The sequence below is a fragment of the Actinomycetota bacterium genome (genome assembly GCA_035697485.1).
Taxonomy (GTDB): domain Bacteria; phylum Actinomycetota; class UBA4738; order UBA4738; family HRBIN12; genus JAOUEA01.
Window position 1 is genome coordinate 187,817 of record DASSCU010000063.1, and the last position, 17,528, is coordinate 205,344.

Annotated in this window: 17 protein-coding genes; 8 read left to right on the forward strand and 9 right to left on the reverse strand. The window is 69.7% G+C overall.

The features are described 5' to 3' along the window. Positions 1-51 precede the first annotated feature (51 nt). Positions 52-1,068 (reverse strand): phosphate ABC transporter substrate-binding protein PstS family protein, encoded by a 1,017-nt coding sequence (locus VFI59_16690; GenBank protein ID HET6715334.1) that lies wholly within the window; start codon positions 1,066-1,068, stop codon positions 52-54. A 206-nt stretch (positions 1,069-1,274) separates the two neighbouring features. Between VFI59_16690 and VFI59_16695 the strand changes: the two genes are divergently transcribed. The 7 genes from VFI59_16695 to VFI59_16725 are packed head-to-tail and all read left to right on the forward strand — an operon-like array spanning position 1,275 to position 7,007. Then, positions 1,275-2,441, forward strand: a complete 1,167-nt coding sequence (locus tag VFI59_16695) for an ATP-binding protein (protein ID HET6715335.1) — start codon at positions 1,275-1,277, stop codon at positions 2,439-2,441. Positions 2,442-2,496: 55 nt separating this feature from the next. Further along, on the forward strand, positions 2,497-3,189 hold the full coding sequence (locus tag VFI59_16700; protein HET6715336.1) for a histidine phosphatase family protein: 693 nt from the start codon (positions 2,497-2,499) through the stop codon (positions 3,187-3,189). Between the two features lie 5 nt (positions 3,190-3,194). Then, positions 3,195-3,719, forward strand: a complete 525-nt coding sequence (locus VFI59_16705; protein HET6715337.1) for a DUF3090 family protein — start codon at positions 3,195-3,197, stop codon at positions 3,717-3,719. Continuing rightward, on the forward strand, positions 3,683-4,432 hold the full coding sequence (locus VFI59_16710) for an SCO1664 family protein (GenBank protein HET6715338.1): 750 nt from the start codon (positions 3,683-3,685) through the stop codon (positions 4,430-4,432). Before VFI59_16705 ends, VFI59_16710 begins: the two co-directional genes overlap by 37 nt. A 10-nt stretch (positions 4,433-4,442) precedes the next feature. Further along, on the forward strand, positions 4,443-4,970 hold the full coding sequence (locus VFI59_16715) for a methylated-DNA--[protein]-cysteine S-methyltransferase (GenBank protein HET6715339.1): 528 nt from the start codon (positions 4,443-4,445) through the stop codon (positions 4,968-4,970). Positions 4,971-5,020: 50 nt separating this feature from the next. Next, positions 5,021-6,001, forward strand: a complete 981-nt coding sequence (locus VFI59_16720; GenBank protein HET6715340.1) for a hypothetical protein — start codon at positions 5,021-5,023, stop codon at positions 5,999-6,001. Positions 6,002-6,056: 55 nt separating this feature from the next. Then, complete coding sequence (locus VFI59_16725; protein HET6715341.1) at positions 6,057-7,007, forward strand: rhomboid family intramembrane serine protease; 951 nt, start codon at positions 6,057-6,059, stop codon at positions 7,005-7,007. A 16-nt stretch (positions 7,008-7,023) separates the two neighbouring features. Here the strand turns inward: VFI59_16725 and VFI59_16730 are convergent, their stop codons facing one another. Beyond that, complete coding sequence (locus VFI59_16730; GenBank protein HET6715342.1) at positions 7,024-8,529, reverse strand: PQQ-binding-like beta-propeller repeat protein; 1,506 nt, start codon at positions 8,527-8,529, stop codon at positions 7,024-7,026. A 44-nt stretch (positions 8,530-8,573) separates the two neighbouring features. Beyond that, positions 8,574-9,422, reverse strand: a complete 849-nt coding sequence (pheA, locus tag VFI59_16735; protein ID HET6715343.1) for a prephenate dehydratase — start codon at positions 9,420-9,422, stop codon at positions 8,574-8,576. A 59-nt stretch (positions 9,423-9,481) separates the two neighbouring features. On the opposite strand from pheA, the gene VFI59_16740 reads away from it, so the two are divergent. Then, complete coding sequence (locus VFI59_16740) at positions 9,482-11,482, forward strand: DUF4012 domain-containing protein (protein HET6715344.1); 2,001 nt, start codon at positions 9,482-9,484, stop codon at positions 11,480-11,482. Positions 11,483-11,560: 78 nt separating this feature from the next. Here VFI59_16740 and VFI59_16745 read toward each other — a convergent pair whose 3' ends face one another. From VFI59_16745 to VFI59_16770, 6 genes are all read right to left on the reverse strand, one after another. Continuing rightward, a complete protein-coding gene (locus VFI59_16745) occupies positions 11,561-11,800 on the reverse strand; it encodes an LPXTG cell wall anchor domain-containing protein (protein HET6715345.1) in 240 nt (79 codons plus the stop codon). 160 nt (positions 11,801-11,960) lie between these two features. Next, on the reverse strand, positions 11,961-12,914 hold the full coding sequence (locus VFI59_16750) for a UDP-glucuronic acid decarboxylase family protein (protein HET6715346.1): 954 nt from the start codon (positions 12,912-12,914) through the stop codon (positions 11,961-11,963). Beyond that, positions 12,904-14,229 carry a UDP-glucose/GDP-mannose dehydrogenase family protein gene (locus VFI59_16755; protein HET6715347.1) on the reverse strand — a complete coding sequence of 442 codons (1,326 nt, stop codon included), beginning with the start codon at positions 14,227-14,229 and terminating at the stop codon, positions 12,904-12,906. The genes VFI59_16750 and VFI59_16755 overlap by 11 nt, the downstream gene beginning before the upstream one ends. Before the next feature lie 64 nt (positions 14,230-14,293). Further along, entirely contained in the window at positions 14,294-15,145 is an 852-nt protein-coding gene (locus VFI59_16760; GenBank protein ID HET6715348.1) for a WecB/TagA/CpsF family glycosyltransferase, read from the reverse strand. Continuing rightward, positions 15,142-16,770: a sugar transferase gene (locus VFI59_16765; protein HET6715349.1), complete on the reverse strand. Its 1,629-nt coding sequence runs from the start codon at positions 16,768-16,770 to the stop codon at positions 15,142-15,144. The genes VFI59_16760 and VFI59_16765 overlap by 4 nt, the downstream gene beginning before the upstream one ends. Before the next feature lie 287 nt (positions 16,771-17,057). Next, positions 17,058-17,528, reverse strand: a 471-nt coding sequence (locus VFI59_16770) for a type II secretion system F family protein (protein ID HET6715350.1), incomplete at its 5' end; no start/stop codon positions are given.

Consider the following 17,528-nt stretch of genomic DNA (forward strand, 5'->3'; position numbering starts at 1 on the left):
GGGGGCGGTATCCGCCCCCCAGCCGTTCCCGCCCTCCGCGTTCAATCTCGATCATGCAGCGGCCGACCCCCACGCGGAGCGCGTCGCCTCGACCCGCTCGGTCGGCAGGGCGATGTAGCCGACCTCCTCCACCAAGGTGGTCATGGCCTCGTCGCTCACGTAGTAGTCGAGGTAGGCGGCGACCTCGGGGCGCGCCGCCGCGTCGGCACTCACGTAGATGTAGAGCGAACGAGACAGCGGATAGGAGCCGTCGGCGACGGCCTCGGCGCTGGGCGCGACGCAGCCGTCGCCACCGTCGACCTCGAGTTCCTTGATCGCATCACCAGCCTCCTCAGCGAACGCGAACCCCACGAATCCGAGGGCGCCCGGGGAGCCTTCCATCGCGGTGATGATCACGTTGTCGTTCGGCGAGGGCTGGTAGTCGTTGCGCAGGGTCTCCCAGTCGTCTTCGGGCACACCCTGCGCCTCGGCGATGTCGGGGATGCCCGATAGCTCGATGAAAGCGTCGTAGGTGCCCGATTCCTCCCCCGGTGCGGTGATCTCCAGCGGCGCGTCGGGGAATCCCCCGTTGCCGCCGACCTCAGTCGCGAGCGAGTCGGCTCCGTTCCATGTCTCGATCCCCTCGGATTCGGGCCCGAACAAGGCGTAAAGGTCACCATCGTTCAAACAGGTGACGCCTGTGTTCTCCGGACTCGTCATCACGGTCAGGCCGTCGAGCGCGACCTCGAGTTCGGTGAACTCGATGCCGTTCTTCTCGCAGAGCTTGACCTCCTCGTCCTCGATCGGCCGGGAGGCGTCGGAGATGTCCGTCTCGCCGTTGCAGAACAGCTCGAAGCCGTCACCCGTGCCCGGCCCATCGACGCTGATCGCGACGTTCGGATTCGTCTCGTTGAAGATCTCTGCCACGAAAGATGAGATCGGCTCGACGGTTGAGGAGCCCGAGATCACGATCGAACCCTCGAGAACGTCGCCGCCGGAACCACCGTCATCGCCGCCACACGCCGTCGCCACGAGCGAGAGCCCGAGCAGTCCTGCGAGGACCCCGACGTGCTTCCTGAGCTTCCTCATCGACCGCCTCCTCGGAGCGTCATGTCGATGGCGACGTTAGGCAGGAAGGGTGGACGGTCGATTACCTCGAGATGAACGCTGGGTGAACGAACTTCGGTCAGACCGAAGGGCGGCGTCCGCGGGCAACAGATTCGGCGTGCCATTCCCTGAACAAGAGACGAACGGGCGGGGAAGCGATGAACGCGCTGCGTATGCTCCCGGTCTGCATGGACACGGGCGCGATCGCGATCACGGTGCTCGGTCTCGTCGCCGTCGGCGGCCTCGGTGCGCTCCTGGGCATGCTGGTCACGAGATCGAGGCTCGACGACGCCCGGCGCCGCGCCGACGAAGCCACGTCGGAGCTGGCCCGCCGCGAGGAGGACGTCAGGGAAGAGCGCGCGGTCCAAGACCTGATCCTGGCGTCGATGCAGGAGGGTGTCTTGCTGCTGGATCCCGACCTGCGTACCGCGTTCGCCAACGATGCGCTCGAGCGTCATCTCGGGAGTCGCCCGGCTTCAGCATCCCAGCTCTTTCCGCTCGATCTGCGTGAAGCGGTCCGTCAGGTGGCGGCGTCGTCGGCACCGATCACGGTCGAGATGGAGCGCAGCGCTCCGCCTCGCTGGCTGCGCGTGACCGCCACGCCTGCGGGCGAAGGCTCGGTCCTCGTGGTCGTGACCGATATCACCGACGCCCGCCGCATCGAGACGGTCCGCCGTGACTTCGTCGCGAACGCATCCCACGAGCTCAAGACGCCGGCGGCGTCGATCCAGGCCGCGGCCGAAACCCTGCGCTCGGTCGTGGACGACGACCCGCGGGCGGTCACGCGGTTCGCCGCGCAGCTCGAACGCGAAGCGCTCAGGCTCTCGCGCATCGTCGCGGATCTGCTCGACCTCTCTCGGCTCGAATCCGGCAGCGAGCTGAGCGAGGAGGTCCGCCTCGACGCGCTCGTCCGCGAGGAGGCCGAACGGTACGAGGACCAGGCGCGAGAGGCGAACGTGCGCCTGACGGTCGAGGCGCCCGTGCCTGCGACCGTCCGCGGCGCGGCCCGCGATCTCTCCCTGCTCGTACGGAACCTGATCGACAACGCGATCCGGTACACCCGACCCGGGGGGGCCGTCGACATCCGGGTCGCGGAGAGCTCCGACGGGGTGACCCTTACGGTCAGCGACTCCGGCATCGGGATCCCGGTCCGCGATCTGCCCAGGGTGTTCGAGCGCTTCTACCGGGTCGACCGCGCACGCTCACGCGAGACGGGCGGCACGGGGCTCGGTCTGTCGATCGTCCGGCACGTGGCGGAGAACCACGGTGGATCGGTCTCCGTCACGAGCGAACTCGGCGCCGGATCGATGTTCGTCGTGCGGCTGCCCACCACGTCGCCGTCCGCACAAGGCTGAGGCCCGTCCCCTCGCCCGCCGAGCCACGGCCGACGACCGTATGCTGCGCTCCTCGATGACGACCCTGTTCCTCGTGCGACACGGACTCACCGCCCAGACCGGGAGGATCCTCTACGGTCAGACGCGGGGCGTCGGCCTCGACGACAGGGGTCTCGCCCAGGCCGAGCAGCTGGCGCAGCGGCTCGCACCGCTCCGGCCCACGGCGATCTACTCGAGCCCGCTCGAGCGATGCGTCGAGACCGTGGAGCCGCTCGCGGCGACCTGCCGGCTTTCGGTGGTCGAACGCGACGCGCTGATCGAGATGCACGCGGGCTCGTGGACCGGGAAGACGTTGACGCGCCTGCGTCGCACGAAGGCATGGCGTGAGGTGCAGCAGCGTCCCGAGACCTTCCGGTTCCCGGGGGGCGGCGAGAGCTTCCCGGAGGCCCACGCCAGGGCGATCGGTGAGCTCCATGCGATCGCGAAGCGGCATCGACGGGGCCGCGTCGTCGTCGCGACCCATGGCGACATCGTGAGGGTGATGCTCGCCGACCTCGCCGGCGCGCCGTTGGGACGGTTCCAACGCATCGTCGTCGACACGGCGTCGGTCTCGGTCGTGACGCTCGACCGCGAGGGCAGCCCCCGGGTGCTGCTCGTGAACGACACCGGCGACCTGCGTCGGTTCGCCCCCGGCGGCGCCACGCCCGCCTGGGAGACGGCGCGCCCACCCGGCCGCGGGCGGCGTCCCGAAGGGAACCTGCGAGGATAGGCCGCATGGATCTCGGGCCCGTCGACCGAATCACCGCCGGCACGATCGGCGAGCCGGGGTCCCGCACGTTCTACCTGCAGGCTCGGGGGCGTGGTCAGCTCATGACGGTCGTCGTGGAGAAGGAGCAGGTGCAGCTGCTGGCGGCGTCCATCCTCGAGCTCCTCGCCGACCTGGAGCTCGAGACCGGCGTCGGGCCCAGCGACGACGAGCTCGGTCTCGAGGAACCGGTCGACCCGATGTGGCGCGCCGGGAGGCTCTCGATCGGTTACGACCACGACCTGCAGCTGTTCGTGCTCGAGATCGAGGAATCCGTGCCGGAGGCCGAGGACGACGACGCGTCCGTGCTCGACGAGGCCGGTCGGCCTGAGGTCGTGCAGCTCGCGGCCACCCGGGAACAGATGTTCGCCCTCTCGCGACACGGCGCTGCCGTCGTCGAGCAGGGCCGTCCGACGTGCCAGTTCTGCGGGAACCCGATCGATGCGGAGGGGCACGCGTGTCCCGCGATGAACGGTCATTCGAAGCGGGACTGACGCCCCCGCCGGTGCCGCCGGCGCTCGAGCGCGGTGCCCTGGAGCTGCTCGGATTGCTCCCCAACTCGTCGAACTACACGTTCCTCGTCCGCGCCTCGGCACCCGACGGCGGCGAGGCCCTGGCCGTGTACAAGCCCCACCGCGGCGAGAGCCCGCTCTGGGACTTCCCGGAGGGATCGCTCGGGCGGCGGGAGGTCGCCGCGTACCTCGTCGCGTCCGCGCTCGGCTGGCCGAACGTGCCTCCCACCGTGCTTCGGGAAGGGCCCGAAGGCTTCGGGTCGGTGCAGCTGTTCGTGCCCTTCGAACCGCAGGAGCACTATTTCACGTTGCAGGACCGGTTCCCCGACGCCTTCCGCGAGATCGCGGCGTTCGACCTCGTCGTGAACAACGCCGACCGCAAGGGCGGGCACTGCCTGCTCGGCGAGGACGGACGCATCTGGGCCATCGACCACGGCGTCTGCTTCCACGAGGACCCGAAGCTGCGCACCGTGATCTGGGAGTACATGGACGAGCCGATCCCCCAGGCACTCGTCGACCGGCTCGGCGTCTTCGGCGAGGCGTTGGCCTCGGGCACGTCTCCGCGTGAGCGGCTGGACACCCTCCTCTCCGACGAGGAGGTCGATGCGATGGGCCGCCGGGTCGACGCCGTCCTCGCCCGACCCGTGTTCCCTTCGCCGCTCGGGGAACGACCCTACCCGTGGCCGCCCGTGTGACCCTGCGACGATGACCGCGGTGCGCCACCGCACGCTGTCGACCCCGATCGGGACGCTCACGATCGTCTGTTCCGATCGCGGGGTCGTCGCCACGATCTTCGACGACGACGGTCGGGACCTCGAGCTGGCCCGCATCGAGCGCTGGTTCGGGCAACGGCCGGCGGCGACCGGCGTGGGGTCGGGGGCCACAGCGATCGCGGCAACGGCCCAGCGCGAGGCGCGTGGCTACTTCGCCGGTCGCATACACGAGCTCTCGGTACCGCCTGACCTCTCCCTCGTGGGCGAGGGATTCGGACGCCGAGTGCTCGAGGTCGTCGCCACGATCCCCTTCGGCGAGCTCTGGACCTACGGCGACGTCGCCGGCATGGCGGGAAGCCCGCGCGCCGCACGAGCCGCCGGAAGCGCCCTCGCGGCCTGCCCGATCGAGCTCTTCGTGCCGTGTCATCGGGTGGTGCACGCGGGCGGCACGATCGGCGGGTACGGACGCCACGACGACCGCAAACGCTGGCTCCTGCGGCACGAGGGCTCGGTGCCGTGAGCGTTCGAGACGACCGGTCGTTCGACCATCGGTGCGAGAGGATGATGTCCATGACGCGACGCCTCCTGCCCGCCGTGCTCGGGTTCACGCTGCTCACCGCGGCGTGCACCGGCAACGACCGGGCCGACCCCGCCACGACGTCGTCCGCGACCGAGCCGACCGGAGACGCCGCCTCGCTCTCGGCCCAGGTCGCGAGCTCCGACCTTGCGGCCGACTCCCCCGAGGCCGTGCAGGTGGGGGTCTTCTCGAGCACCGAGGAGGCCGGTGTGCAGTTGCTGTCGTTCGGGGAGATCGACGTCGCCTTCAGCTACCTCGGGAGCGACGGGTCTCAGGAACCGCTCGAAGGCCCGGCGACGACGGCAGGGTTCGTCCCGGCTCCGGGCAACGAACCGGGCGACGGCGACGGGCCAACGCTCACGAACCCGTCCGACGTCGCGGGCGTCTACGTGACGCCCGACGTCACGTTCCCCGAGCCGGGGATCTGGAACGCGACGGTCACGACCTCGATCGACGGTGCGCTGGCGACGCTCGATGCGGCCTTCACGGTCTACCCGGAACATCGGATCCCTGCGCCGGGTAGTGCCGCCCTCGCTACGAAGAACCTGACGATGGATTCCAAGGGTGTGCCCGCCGTCGCGATCGACTCCCGAGCACAGGACGGGGCGGACGTGCCCGATCCCGACCTGCACGCGACCACGATCGCCGACGCGCTCCGCCAGGGCCGCCCGGTGCTGGTCCAGTTCGCAACCCCCGTGTACTGCCAGAGTCAGTTCTGCGGCCCCACGGTCGAGGCCCTGGAGGCGCTCGCCGACGAGTACCGGGGGGACGCCGAGTTCATCCACGTTGAGATCTGGCGCGACTACGAGGAGAGCACGGTCAACCGGGCCGCCGCCGACTGGCTCCTGCGCGACGGCGACCTCACCGAGCCGTGGATGTTCCTGATCGACGCCGACGGCACGATCGTGGAGCGGTGGGGCCCGCTGTTCGATCTCGACGACGTTCGAGCCTCGCTCGACGGCCTGCGCCCTTGAGTGGACTCGACCATCGATCGTCGTCTTCCGCCGGGGTGCCCGTAGCATGGACGGCATGGAACAGCAGCCGGTGATCCCGCCGCCCCCACCCGGGGGTGATCACTGCTACCGCCATCCCGCGGTGGCCACCGGCGTGCACTGCACACGGTGCGGTCGCCCGATCTGCACAGAATGCATGATCGCCGCCCCGGTGGGGCATCAATGCCCGACCTGCGTCGCCGAGGCGCGGCGCGAGTACCGGCAGGGACCAGGCCGGCGTGTGGCGATCGCGAACGCCAAAGCCACGTCGGTCACGAGCGTGCTGCTCGTGCTCATCGGCATCGGATACGCGCTCGAGGTGGTGGCGGGCGGGGCAGGTTCGCTGCTGAGCGGCCCCAACACGATCGACCTGGTGCGGCTCGGGGCTTCGATCGGCCTCGCTCAACTCCCGGACGGCGACATCGTCGGCATCGCGGCCGGCGAACAGTGGCGCATGGTCACGGCGATCTTCCTGCACGGTGGCATCCTGCACCTGCTGATGAACGCCTACGCGCTGTGGCTCTTCGGTCCCGTGGTGGAACGCGAGCTCGGGCGGGGGCGCTTCCTGCTGATCTTCTTCACGACGGGCCTGTTCGCGAGCGCGGCCTCGTACGCGTTCGCGGGCGAGCCCACCCAGGTGAGCGTCGGGGCCTCAGGGGCGATCTTCGGCGTCGTCGGGGCGTTCGTCGCGTACAACTACCGGCACCGCGAGCTGGCCTTGGCCGCGGCACGCCTCCGAGGGCTGGTGCCGTTCCTGATCCTGAACCTCCTCTTGGGGTTCGGCCTCAACTCGTTCATCGACTGGCGGGCGCACCTCGGCGGGTTCGCCGCAGGACTGGCCGCCGGAATCATCGCGGAGGGGTGGGGTTCGCGCTCGACGCGCACCGCGATCGCCGTTGCCGGTTTCGCCGCCCTCACGGTCGGCGCCCTCGCGCTGGCGGCGTGGCAGACGGCGCAGTACCGAGCCGACTTCCCCGCGTTCTTCTGAGCGGAGCGAGGCGAGCTCACGACCCGTTGGCGTCGGCGATGCCGTACATGTACCCCTCGCGCGTGCCGAGGTAGAGCCACCCCCGCCACACCGCCGGCGTCGATTCGATGCACCCCTCGAACCGCATCTTCCACAGCAGCGGCGGCTCGATCGACGGATCGGTGACATCCCACGCGTACAGGTCGCCGAGGCAGTCCCCCAGGATCAGCACGCCGTCGACGACCACGGGTGATGCGATCGAGGGCGCCCCGACCTGCAGCTCATGCAGCACGGTCCCCGTGCCTCGATCGACCTCGAGCACTCGCCCCGCCGCCGTCGAGAAGAACACGACGTCGCCGTAGAGCGCCGGGGTCGACCAGCTGCCGCCCGCACCCTCGAACCCGATCTCACGGGCGTCGATGCTCCAGATGAGGGGATCGTCGGGCCGTCGCGGATCGAGCTTCATGAGCTGCCCGACCTCGCGGGAGCGATCGTTGAACCGCTGATACTCCGCGGCGACGTACAGGAACCCCTGACCGTCGATCGCGATCGACGCGTCGACGTCGTCGCCGACCCAGAACCGCAGGACCCGTTCGACCTCGGTGCCGCCGTCCAGCAGGCCCCCGATGTCCCATCCCTGCACGAGCCCGCCGGAGTTCGCGAAGTAGGCGACGCCCCTGCGGTAGGCCACGGAGTTCTCGATCGAGACCTCCTGGTCTCCGAGCACCGCCAACAACTCGTCGTCGAAGCCCGGGATCGTCGCGACGACCTCGGGGGCCACCGTCACGAGTCCGTCCTCCCCGTACGCGCGGTCGAGGCGGATCACGTAGAACCAGCCGTTCTCACCGCCCGCGAGCAGGTGGTCACGGATCACGAGCGGCGCGCCGTCCCAGTCGTCGTTGCGGAGAGGCCGCGGGGCGCTCGTTCCCCCATCGAGGCTCCAGAGCGTCTCGGGCTCGTCGCGATCGAGCGCGACCACCCGGAGGTGCCCGTCGCGGGAGCCCGCGTAGTAGAGGGGGAAGCCGTCGGGATCGGTCGTCGCCGATCCCTTCGCGAGATCCAGCGTGACGAGCGGGGGACGCACCGGCTCCCCGGTCTCGCCGTCCACGAAGTGATACCTGCCGTCGTAGGCGCCCTCACGCACCTCGACGCCGCCGCCCGGCACCTCGATCACGTTGGGCTGGCCCGTCCATCCGGTGCCGCACCACTCCGTGACGTCGACGCCCACGATCGACTCTGAGCAGAGCTTCGTGACCTCCGGGTGCCGCCACCGCACGACGGGGTCGAGCGGCACCGGCCCACGCCCGTAGTAGGAGCGGGTCGCGTTCCCACGGAACGTCGTGACGCCGCGGACGGCCCGGTTCGCGGGCTTCGGGGTGCGCACGGACACCGAGGCGGGGGGCGCCGCGCCGGTGCTGCCGCCATCGTCGCCACCGCGCACCAGCGCCCACCCGACCGTGGCGACCACCAGCGCCGAGACCACCCCGGCGGCGATGCCGACGCTCCGACGGGATGGCCGGAAGGAACGATCGTCCTGCGCCATGCGGCCCATCGTATCGGCAGCGAGGAACCCACCCGGGTACCCCGTCAGACCGGCTCTCCCGCCGACCGGTAGCTGCCCAGCACGCGCAGGAGCGAGGTGTGCTCGGCGACGCGGGCGAGCGCGTCTTCCACCTCGGGCGCGTCGACGGGCGCCATGAGGTCCACGTAGAAGACGTACTCGAAGGGCTTGCCCCTCCTCGGCCTGGACTCGAGCTTGTGCAGGTTGATCTCGCGCTCCGCGAACGGCTGCAGGGAGGCGAGCAGGGAACCGGGCCGGTCGCGCACGGCCATCACCAGGGACGTCTTGTCCGCAGCTCCGAGATCGGGAGCGCCCGTCGAGATCGCGGCGAACTTCGTGAAGTTCTCCTTCTCGGTCTGGATCCGCTCCGCCAAGACAGCGAGCCCGAGCGCGGCCCCGGCCTCCACGCTCGCGATCGCCGCGTCCTCGCGATCGCCCCGCTGAGCGACCAGGCGTGCGGCACCGGCCGTGTCGTGCACGGGCACCGGCTCGATACGCATCGACGACAGGAACTCCTCGCACTGGGCGAGCGCCTGCCAGTGGGAGTGCGCACGTCGGACCTGCTCCAGCCGGGCCCCTGACACCCCCAGCAGCGCGTGGTCGACACGGACCAGCACCTCCCCCACGATGTGCAGGAGGCTGGTGTGCTGGAGCTGGTCGTAGGTCTCGTTGACCGAGCCTGCCTGCGAGTTCTCGAGCGGCACCACGCCGTGGTCGGCCTCACCGCTGGTCACCCGCGAGAAGACGAGCCGGACGGTCTCGCACGGCATCGGATCGGCATCGGGGAACAGGGAGCGCACCGCCCGCTCGCTGTAGGCGCCGGGTTCCCCCTGATAGGCGACCTGCATGGCCGGGAAGCCTAACAACCTGCGCAACCCCCGATGATAGGCTCGTTCGTCGACCCGACGACCTTCGTCGGACGGCGCGCCCTCCCATGAAGATCTCGGCTCATCCCCCCGACGACGCCCTCGCCGACGAACCCGATCAGGTCCGACCGCGGAAGAACCGTCGTCGACTGACGGCGCTCCTCCTCGTGAGCGTGGCCGTCGTCGTGACGATCGTCGCGCTCGCCCTCCTCGTCGGCTTCGGCGTGCGGGCAGACGCCGAGACCGGGCGCGTGGCCGTCGCCCAGGGCCGCCGGGCACTGCTCGCCGGCGACCTCGAACGAGCGCAGGAGCGGTTCGAGGCGGCCGAGGCCCACTTCGCCGACGGGCGGGACCGGGCGTCGCACGGCCTGGGAGGTGCCCTGAGCATCCTCCCAGTCCTCGGACGGACCTTCGATGTCGCCTCGGGGGTCGCGGACGCCGGCGCGACGCTCGCCGCCGCCGCCGCCGACCTCACCGAGGCGATCGCGTCGCTCCCGGACGGGTTGGGCTCGCTCGCTCCGTCGGACGGATCGCTGCCGATCGACACCGTGTCGGAGCTGGGCGACGAGGTTGCCCTCGCCGCGGACGCGGCGCGAGCAGCCCTCGCCGAGGTTCGAGCCACCCCGTCGAGCCTGCTCCCCGCCGTCGTGGCGGACGCCCGCTTCGAGGCCGAGGAGCAGATGGCGTTCGCGAGCCGTTCGCTCGATGCGGCCTCGCTTCTCGTCGAGGGGCTCCCCGCATTCGCCGGGGCCGACGGTCCCCGACGGTACTTCGTGATCGCGGAGAGTCCGTCCGAACAGCGCGGGACCGGAGGCATCTGGGGCGCGTACGCGATCCTGACGGCCGAGGACGGAACGCTGTCGGTCGGCCGGTTCAACCCGATCCGCACCCTTCCGGAGGCGAACCCGGGACAGGTGCCCGCGCCGAACCCGGATTACCGCCGCAACTGGGACGCTTACGGAGGCGCGGGGTCCTGGCGAGACATGAACATGACCGCGGACTTCCCCTCCGCGGCGCGCGCGGCACTCTCGACGTACGAGCTCGGAACCGGAGAGCGACTCGACGGCGTCATCGTCGCGGACCCGTTCGCGGTGGCCGAGCTGCTCCGCGTCACCGGCCCGGCAACGATCCCCTCACTCGGCGTCTCGGTCGATGCACGGTCGGTCGTCGACTTCATGGCGAACGAGGCCTACGTGCTCTACCCCAGCGCCGCGAAGGAGCGGAAGGGCGTGCTCGGGCTGCTCGTCGGCCAGGCGTTCGAGCGGTTCCTCGCCGAGCGATCCGACCAGCAACGCAAGATCGACTCGATCGCGGATGCGATCGCCGGTGGACACCTCAAGTTCTACTCGACCGACCCCACCATCCAGCGCGGCCTCGAGCTCGCGGGCCTCGATCGAGGGTTGACCGCGCCGGACGGGAACGACCTCCTCGCCGTGCACGTGAACAACCGCTCGGCGAGCAAGGTCGACTACTACGCGACGCGGTCGATCCGCTACGACGTGCTCCTCGGGGGAGAGGGCGAGGCGTTCGCCACGACCGAGATCGCGATCCAGAACGACGCGCCCACCGAAGACGTGCCGCGGTACGTGATCGGCCCCGGCGTCGGTATCGAGGGCCACGTGCCCGGCGACAACGTCTCGATCATCACCGCCTCGTGCCCCGGGCCGTGCGAGCTGATCGAGGCGCAACGAAACGGGCGAGACCAGGCGATGCGCGTCGGCGAGGAGCTCGGCCGTCCTCGGTATCAGGACGTCATCACGACCCCCGGCGGCGGGCGATCCACGCTGCGGATCGTCACGCATCGCGACGACGTGTGGAGGGGGAACTCCTCCGGAGGGGTCTATCGCCTCACGATCCTGCCGCAGATCACGGTCCAACCGACCGCGGTCGAGGTCGTCGTGCGCCCACCGTCGGGCACCGACGTCGTCTGGACGAGCGAGCCGATGGCGTCGCGTGACGGCGCGGCGATCTGGCGCGGCACTCCCGAAGGCAGGGTGGACCTGGTCGTGCACTTCCGGGCGCGTGCGCCGCTGCGATGGTGGCGCAACGCGACCAACGCCTTCGGCTGAGGACGCGGACCCCCGGGAACGCGAAGATGCCCCGGGGCCTTGAGGCCCCGGGGCATCTCGTTCGATGCCTGCCGCCGGTTACGACGTGGTCGCGGTGCGACGCCGCGCGACGAACAGCGCGACGAGACCCACCGCAACGAGCGCGACCGCCACGATCGCGGCCGTCGAAGCGTCGCCGCCGGTGAACGCGGTGCCACCGCCTGCGCCCTCGACCACGTTCTCGGGCGGTGGTGAATCCGTGTAGTCGGCGAAGGCGGTTCCGGCGAGCATGGTCATGAAGACCATCGCGCCGACCAAGACCGCAGCAGCCTTCTTCATGCACGTTCCTTCCTCTTGGACACGGCACCCGCACGGCCGTGTCGCCCGATCTGGGGCACATCATAGGCCGTTCGGGCTACGGTGAGCAACCCGTCGAAGGGCCTATTTCCGTTCCTCACACGTTTCAAACGCTTTCCGCCGGAACGAGCCGGCGCGGGAGTCACGATGGAGCTGCGCCCCACCCGGCGTTTCGGGCCCAAGAGACCGTCCTCTCGAGACCGTCACGCAGCGTCACGGTCGGCTCCCACCCCAACCAGCGTCTCGCGTTCGTCACGTCGGGGCAGCGTACCGCGGGATCGTCCACGAGTGGTGGAAGGAACTCGATATCTTCCTCAACGCCGACGATCTCGGAGACCATGCGGGCCAACCGCAGGATCGTGACCTCCTCGGGGTTCCCGAGGTTCATCGGCCCGACCTCCTCGACGTCGAGGTACCGCCGGAATCCCTCGATCAGATCGTCGACGTAGCAGAGCGAGCGGGTCTGCGACCCATCCCCGTAGACCGAGAGCGGTCGACCGCTCAGCGCCTGGGCCACGAAATTCGGCACAGCCCTGCCGTCGTCCCGGCGCATCCGCGGTCCGTAGGTGTTGAAGATGCGCACCACCTTCGCGTCCATCGCGTACGTTCGGCCGTAGGCCATCGTGAGCGCCTCCGCGTAGCGCTTGGACTCGTCGTAGACGGACCGGGGGCCGACGGGGTTCACGTTTCCCCAATACGACTCCACCTGAGGGTGGACCGCGGGATCGCCGTAGACCTCCGAGGTCGAAGCGAGCAGGAACCGCGCGCCTCGCTCGCGTGCGAGCTCCAGCGCGCGCATCGTGCCGAGCGCACCCACCCGCAGCGTCTCGATGGGGTGACCGAAGTAGTCGGGAGGCGAGGCCGGAGAGGCGAAGTGCAGCACCCAGTCAACCGGACCCGGATCGGGGAGCTCGTAGGTGACGTCGTGTTCCACGAACACGAAGTCGGGGTTGCGATCGGCCTCGTCGAGGTTCTCGCGACGTCCGGTCAGGAGCGAGTCGTACGCGATGACGCCCCAGCCATCGGCCAGAAGTCGGTCGCACAGGTGCGATCCGAGGAACCCGGCCCCGCCGGTGACGAGGGCCTTAGGCACGATCGGGGATCGAGGGGCGCCGCCCCGCCGGGTAGTAGTGGAACCCGTGCCCGACGACCTCGTCCGCGTCGATCGCGTTCCGACCGTCGACGAAGACCCGGGTCGCCATGACCTCACCGAGCTTGGCGAAGTCGAGCTCCTGGAACTCCTCCCACTCCGTGCACAGCACCGCGCAGTGGGCTCCATGTGCCGCTTCGTACGCCGAGGGTGCGATCTCGAGCTCCGGCTGGGCGCGAACCGCGCTCTCCGCCGCGTGCGGGTCGTACCCTACGACGGTGGCACCGAGGTCTCGGAGCCGCGACGCAAGCTCGAGCGCCGGTGCGATGCGCACGTCGTCGGTCCCCGGTTTGAACGCCAGGCCGAGGAGGGCGATCCGCTTGTCGTCGAGGTTCCACAGCGCATCTCGGATCTTCTCGACGGCTGCGTCCACCGCCTGGTCGTTGATGCGCTGGACCTCCCGCAACATCGCGAAGTCGTAGCCGAGGGCGGTCGACAGCCGGTCGAACGCGACCAGGTCCTTGGGGAAGCAGTAGCCCCCGTAGCCGAGGCCGGCGTTCAGGAACGCAGGGCCGATCCGCGAGTCGGCACCCATCACCTCGGTGACGGCGTCGACGTCGGCGTCTGCCCGTTCGCAGAGACGAGCGAGCGCGTTCGCGTAGGAGATCTTGAGGGCCAGGAACGCGTTGCACGCGTGCTTCGCGAGTTCGGCCGTCCTGATGTCGGTCTCGATCATGCGAGCCCCTCGATCGGTGAACGGCTCGTAGAGCGCGCGCATCACCGCGAACGCCGACTCCGATGAGGCACCCACGAGGATCCGTTCCGGAGACATCGCGTCCGCCATCGCGTGCCCCTCCCGGAGGAACTCCGGGTTCGAGACCACGTGGACCGAGCCCACGAGATCGGCGCGCTGCAGCGAGACCGAGCGCACGAGCCGATCGGCGGTGCCTGCCGGCACGGTCGACTTCTCGACGATCACGAGACCGGCGGCGGCATGCTGGAGCACCTGTCGAGCGGCCTGTTCAACCGCGACCAGGTTCGCCTCGCCGGTCGCGCGCGGGGGCGTGCCCACGCAGACGAACACCACGTCGGCCTCGGGGACGGCCTCCTCGGTCTCGTGCGCGAACGACAGTCGTCCCGCGGCCACGCCCTCGCGGATCGAATCGGCGACGCCCGGCTCATGGAAGGGCATGTCGCCGGCGAGCAGGGCGTCGATCTTGCTCCGATCGGCGTCGGTGCCGACCACGTCGTGACCGACGGCCGCGAAAGAGGCACACGTGATCAGCCCGACGTGCCCCGTCCCGATGACTCCTACCCGCATCCCGAGTCCTCCCGCACCTTCCGTGGTTTTCCGCACCGGCCCGAGCGGCCCGGAATCAGCATCGTCAGTCTCGCGCGCCACCTTGACCGCGACGCGCGCGAACCGCCTGCGCCCCGAACAGCACCACGAACCTCGGATTGTGCCGCAGGTACCGCTTCCACAACCGTCGGGGTTCGGTCGCGAGACGGAACAACCATTCGAGGCCGGCACGCTGCATGATCGCCGGTGCCTGACGCTTCGTGCCGGCGAGGAAGTCGAACGCGGCGCCGACGCCGAGCTGGACGATCGGCAGCCGGTCCCGATGGGCCCGCATCCACCGCTCTTGCTTGGGGCAGCCGAGGCCCACGAAGAGGATCCGCGTCCCGCTCGCGAGGATGGCGTTGACGATCTCGTCGTCCTCGCCTTCGTCGAGTTGTCGGAAGGGCGGGCTGTACGCGTACGCGATCCGCAGCTCGGGCCAGCGCTCCGCGGCCACGTCGCGGAGCGCGTCGATCACCTCAGGACTCCCCCCGTAGAAGCCGACGGGCACGGCGTCGCGCGCTGCCCGAGCCAGGAGCCGAGGCGTGAGCTCCGGCCCGTACACGCGCGTGGCGTCCCCGACGCCGAGGAGCTTGAGGGCCCAGACGAGGGGGACCCCATCGGGCGTCACGAGGTCGCAGTCGTTCATGACGTCGCGGAACGATGGATCGTCGTGCGACTCCATCACGTTGTTCACCGTGGCGACGCCGACGGTCCGCGATCCACCGGCGTCGGCCCAGCGGAGCACCCGATCGATCGCGTCCGGGTAGGTGGTCGCGTCGACACGCATGCCCAAGATCTCGCGATGCTGCAGCCCGAGGTTCCCGACGCCGGTCGACGCCGCCCGCTTCGCCTCCTCGCCGAGGCCGGGCGGCACCGTCTCTTCGGAGACGCTCATCGGGCGCCCTTGCGGAACAGCAGGACGCCGATGGTTCGAAGGATGATGTACATGTCGAGCGAGAGCGACCAGTTCTCGATGTAGAAGAGATCCTGCTTGATCGCTTCCTCCGGACCGACGTCGCTGCGACCGTTCACCTGCCACCACCCGGTGAGCCCCGCACGCACCTCGTGACGTGGACCCAAGAGCTCGGGGTTCGCCTCGACCTGCTCCGCCGGAAGCGGGCGTGGCCCGACCAGGCTCATGTCACCCCGCACGACGTTCCACAGCTGCGGAAGCTCATCGAGGCTCAGCGCCCGCAACACCTTGCCCACCCCCGTGATCGGGGGTGCGTCGCCACCCTTGAAGAACGGCTGCGTGCGGTCGACACCGCGAGCATCCATATCCCGATCGGCTCCGTGCACCATCGTGCGGAACTTGTACACGGTGAACGCTCGGTTGTCCTTCGTCACCCGCTTCTGCCGGAAGAGCACCGGCCCGGGCGACGTGATCGCGATCACTGCGGCGATCACCAGCTGGATGGGGAGTGTGATCAGCAGCGCGAAGCTGCCGGCGGCCATGTCGAACCCACGCTTGAGCGCTGCCTGGTTCCCGGAGAGCTCAGCCGGGCGTACGGACACGGTCATGACGGAACCGACCGGCTGCAGGGTCAGACGATGCGTCAGCATGTGCGGCACCCGGGCCACGAGGCGGAGCGCCAGGTGCTCCCGTCGAGACAGCTGCTGCACGGCGTCGAGGTCGGCGAGGCTCAAGACCGGCGACGCGACGACGATCGCTTCCGCGCTCGACTCGCGCACGACCCCGGCCAAGTCGCCGATCGGACCGAGGAAGTGCGGCGCCCCCGGCGTATCGCTCCCCCGCTCGTGCGCGACACGACCGATCGGGAAGAAGCCGCTGCGTTCGTCGTCGATCATCGCCCGCGACACGGCGGCCGCATCGCGCGCGGAGCCGATCACGATCGTCCGGTACGCCAGGAGCCCCTTCTGTCGCAAGCTTCGCGCGTACCGCCGCCACACCAGCCGGCTCGCGATCTCGAGCAGCACGAGCGTCAGGAGCGCGAAGCCGATGACAGGTGGACCGCCCGTGATGCTGCCCGCGCCGAGGATCAGCAGCAGCGCGGCACCCACCGACGTCGCACCGATCACGCGCCGGATCTCTTCTGGGGACGAGAGATGCCTCGACGCGTAGAGGCCGAAGGCGTGGAAGATGCCCACCCATGCCAGCGTGCCGACGATCGCGATCAACCAGCCGTATCGCCCGAGGGATTGGGCGACCACGATCTCGTCGAGCAGATCGGTGGCCGACAAGACGAGGTTGAGGCAGAGCACATCGCTCGCGACGAGGCCGGCCACCAACATCCGGTATCGGGTCTGGGTCGCGCCGTCGGGGGCAGCCAGCGCCCCCACGTCGGGCGGCGCGACCTCCGACGCGACGTCCGCGGGCGCCGCCCGTTCCGGCTGAAGGTCGCGGATGACCGCGACATCGCCTTCTTGCGAGATCACGCTCAGGTCGTCGAGGACCTCCTCGACGACCTCGTCTTCGACCACGACCTCAGGAGGGGGTTCCAGTCGACCTTGACTGGCGGCCGCCTCTCCCGGCGTCGCATCCTCGATCCGTCGCTCCACCGATCGCCTCATGTTCGCTCGTGTCGGGGGGAGATGTCGGCGAGACGTTCGGCCAAGCTGACGTCCCCACGTTCCAATTGTCCCTGGCGAGGAGGGTGACTGCCCTCATCCCCTGTATGGGGGACGATAACCACTCTAGGCGCGCTGTGCTATCCGACCAAGGGGTGTTCCTTCGATGGTACAGACGGATGATGGCTTAGGTCGCATGCGCGAACGCCGGCCGCAGCCGGACCTGGAAGGGTCCGGGAGCGGCCGGCGCGAGGCGCGGGGCCGAGGTGCAGCTCGTGCTAGTTCGCGAAGAGCTGCGTGACGATCTGGATCGCCCCTGGGCCGACGATGACCACGAACAGGGCCGGCAAGATGCAGAGCACCAGGGGGAAGACGATCTTCACCGGCGTCTGCTGCGCCTTGGCCTCAGCGGCCTGACGGCGCTTGATGCGCAGCTGTTGTGCTTGGGTGCGCAACACGCTCGCGATCGACACACCGAACACGTCCGCCTGGATCATCGCGAGGGCGAACCCGTTCAGCTCCTCGACATCGGTGCGATCGGCCAGATGGCGGAACGCCTCGGAACGCGGCACGCCGAGCTGGATCTCCTGCAGCATGCGGGCGAACTCAGCCGAGAGCACGCCCGGCACGTTCTGCACGACCTGGGCGATCGCGGCGTTGAGCGACAAGCCCGCCTCCACGCTGATCGTGAGCAGGTCGAGCGTGTCGGACAGGGTCTTGAGGATCTCCTTCTGACGCTCCTGCACCTT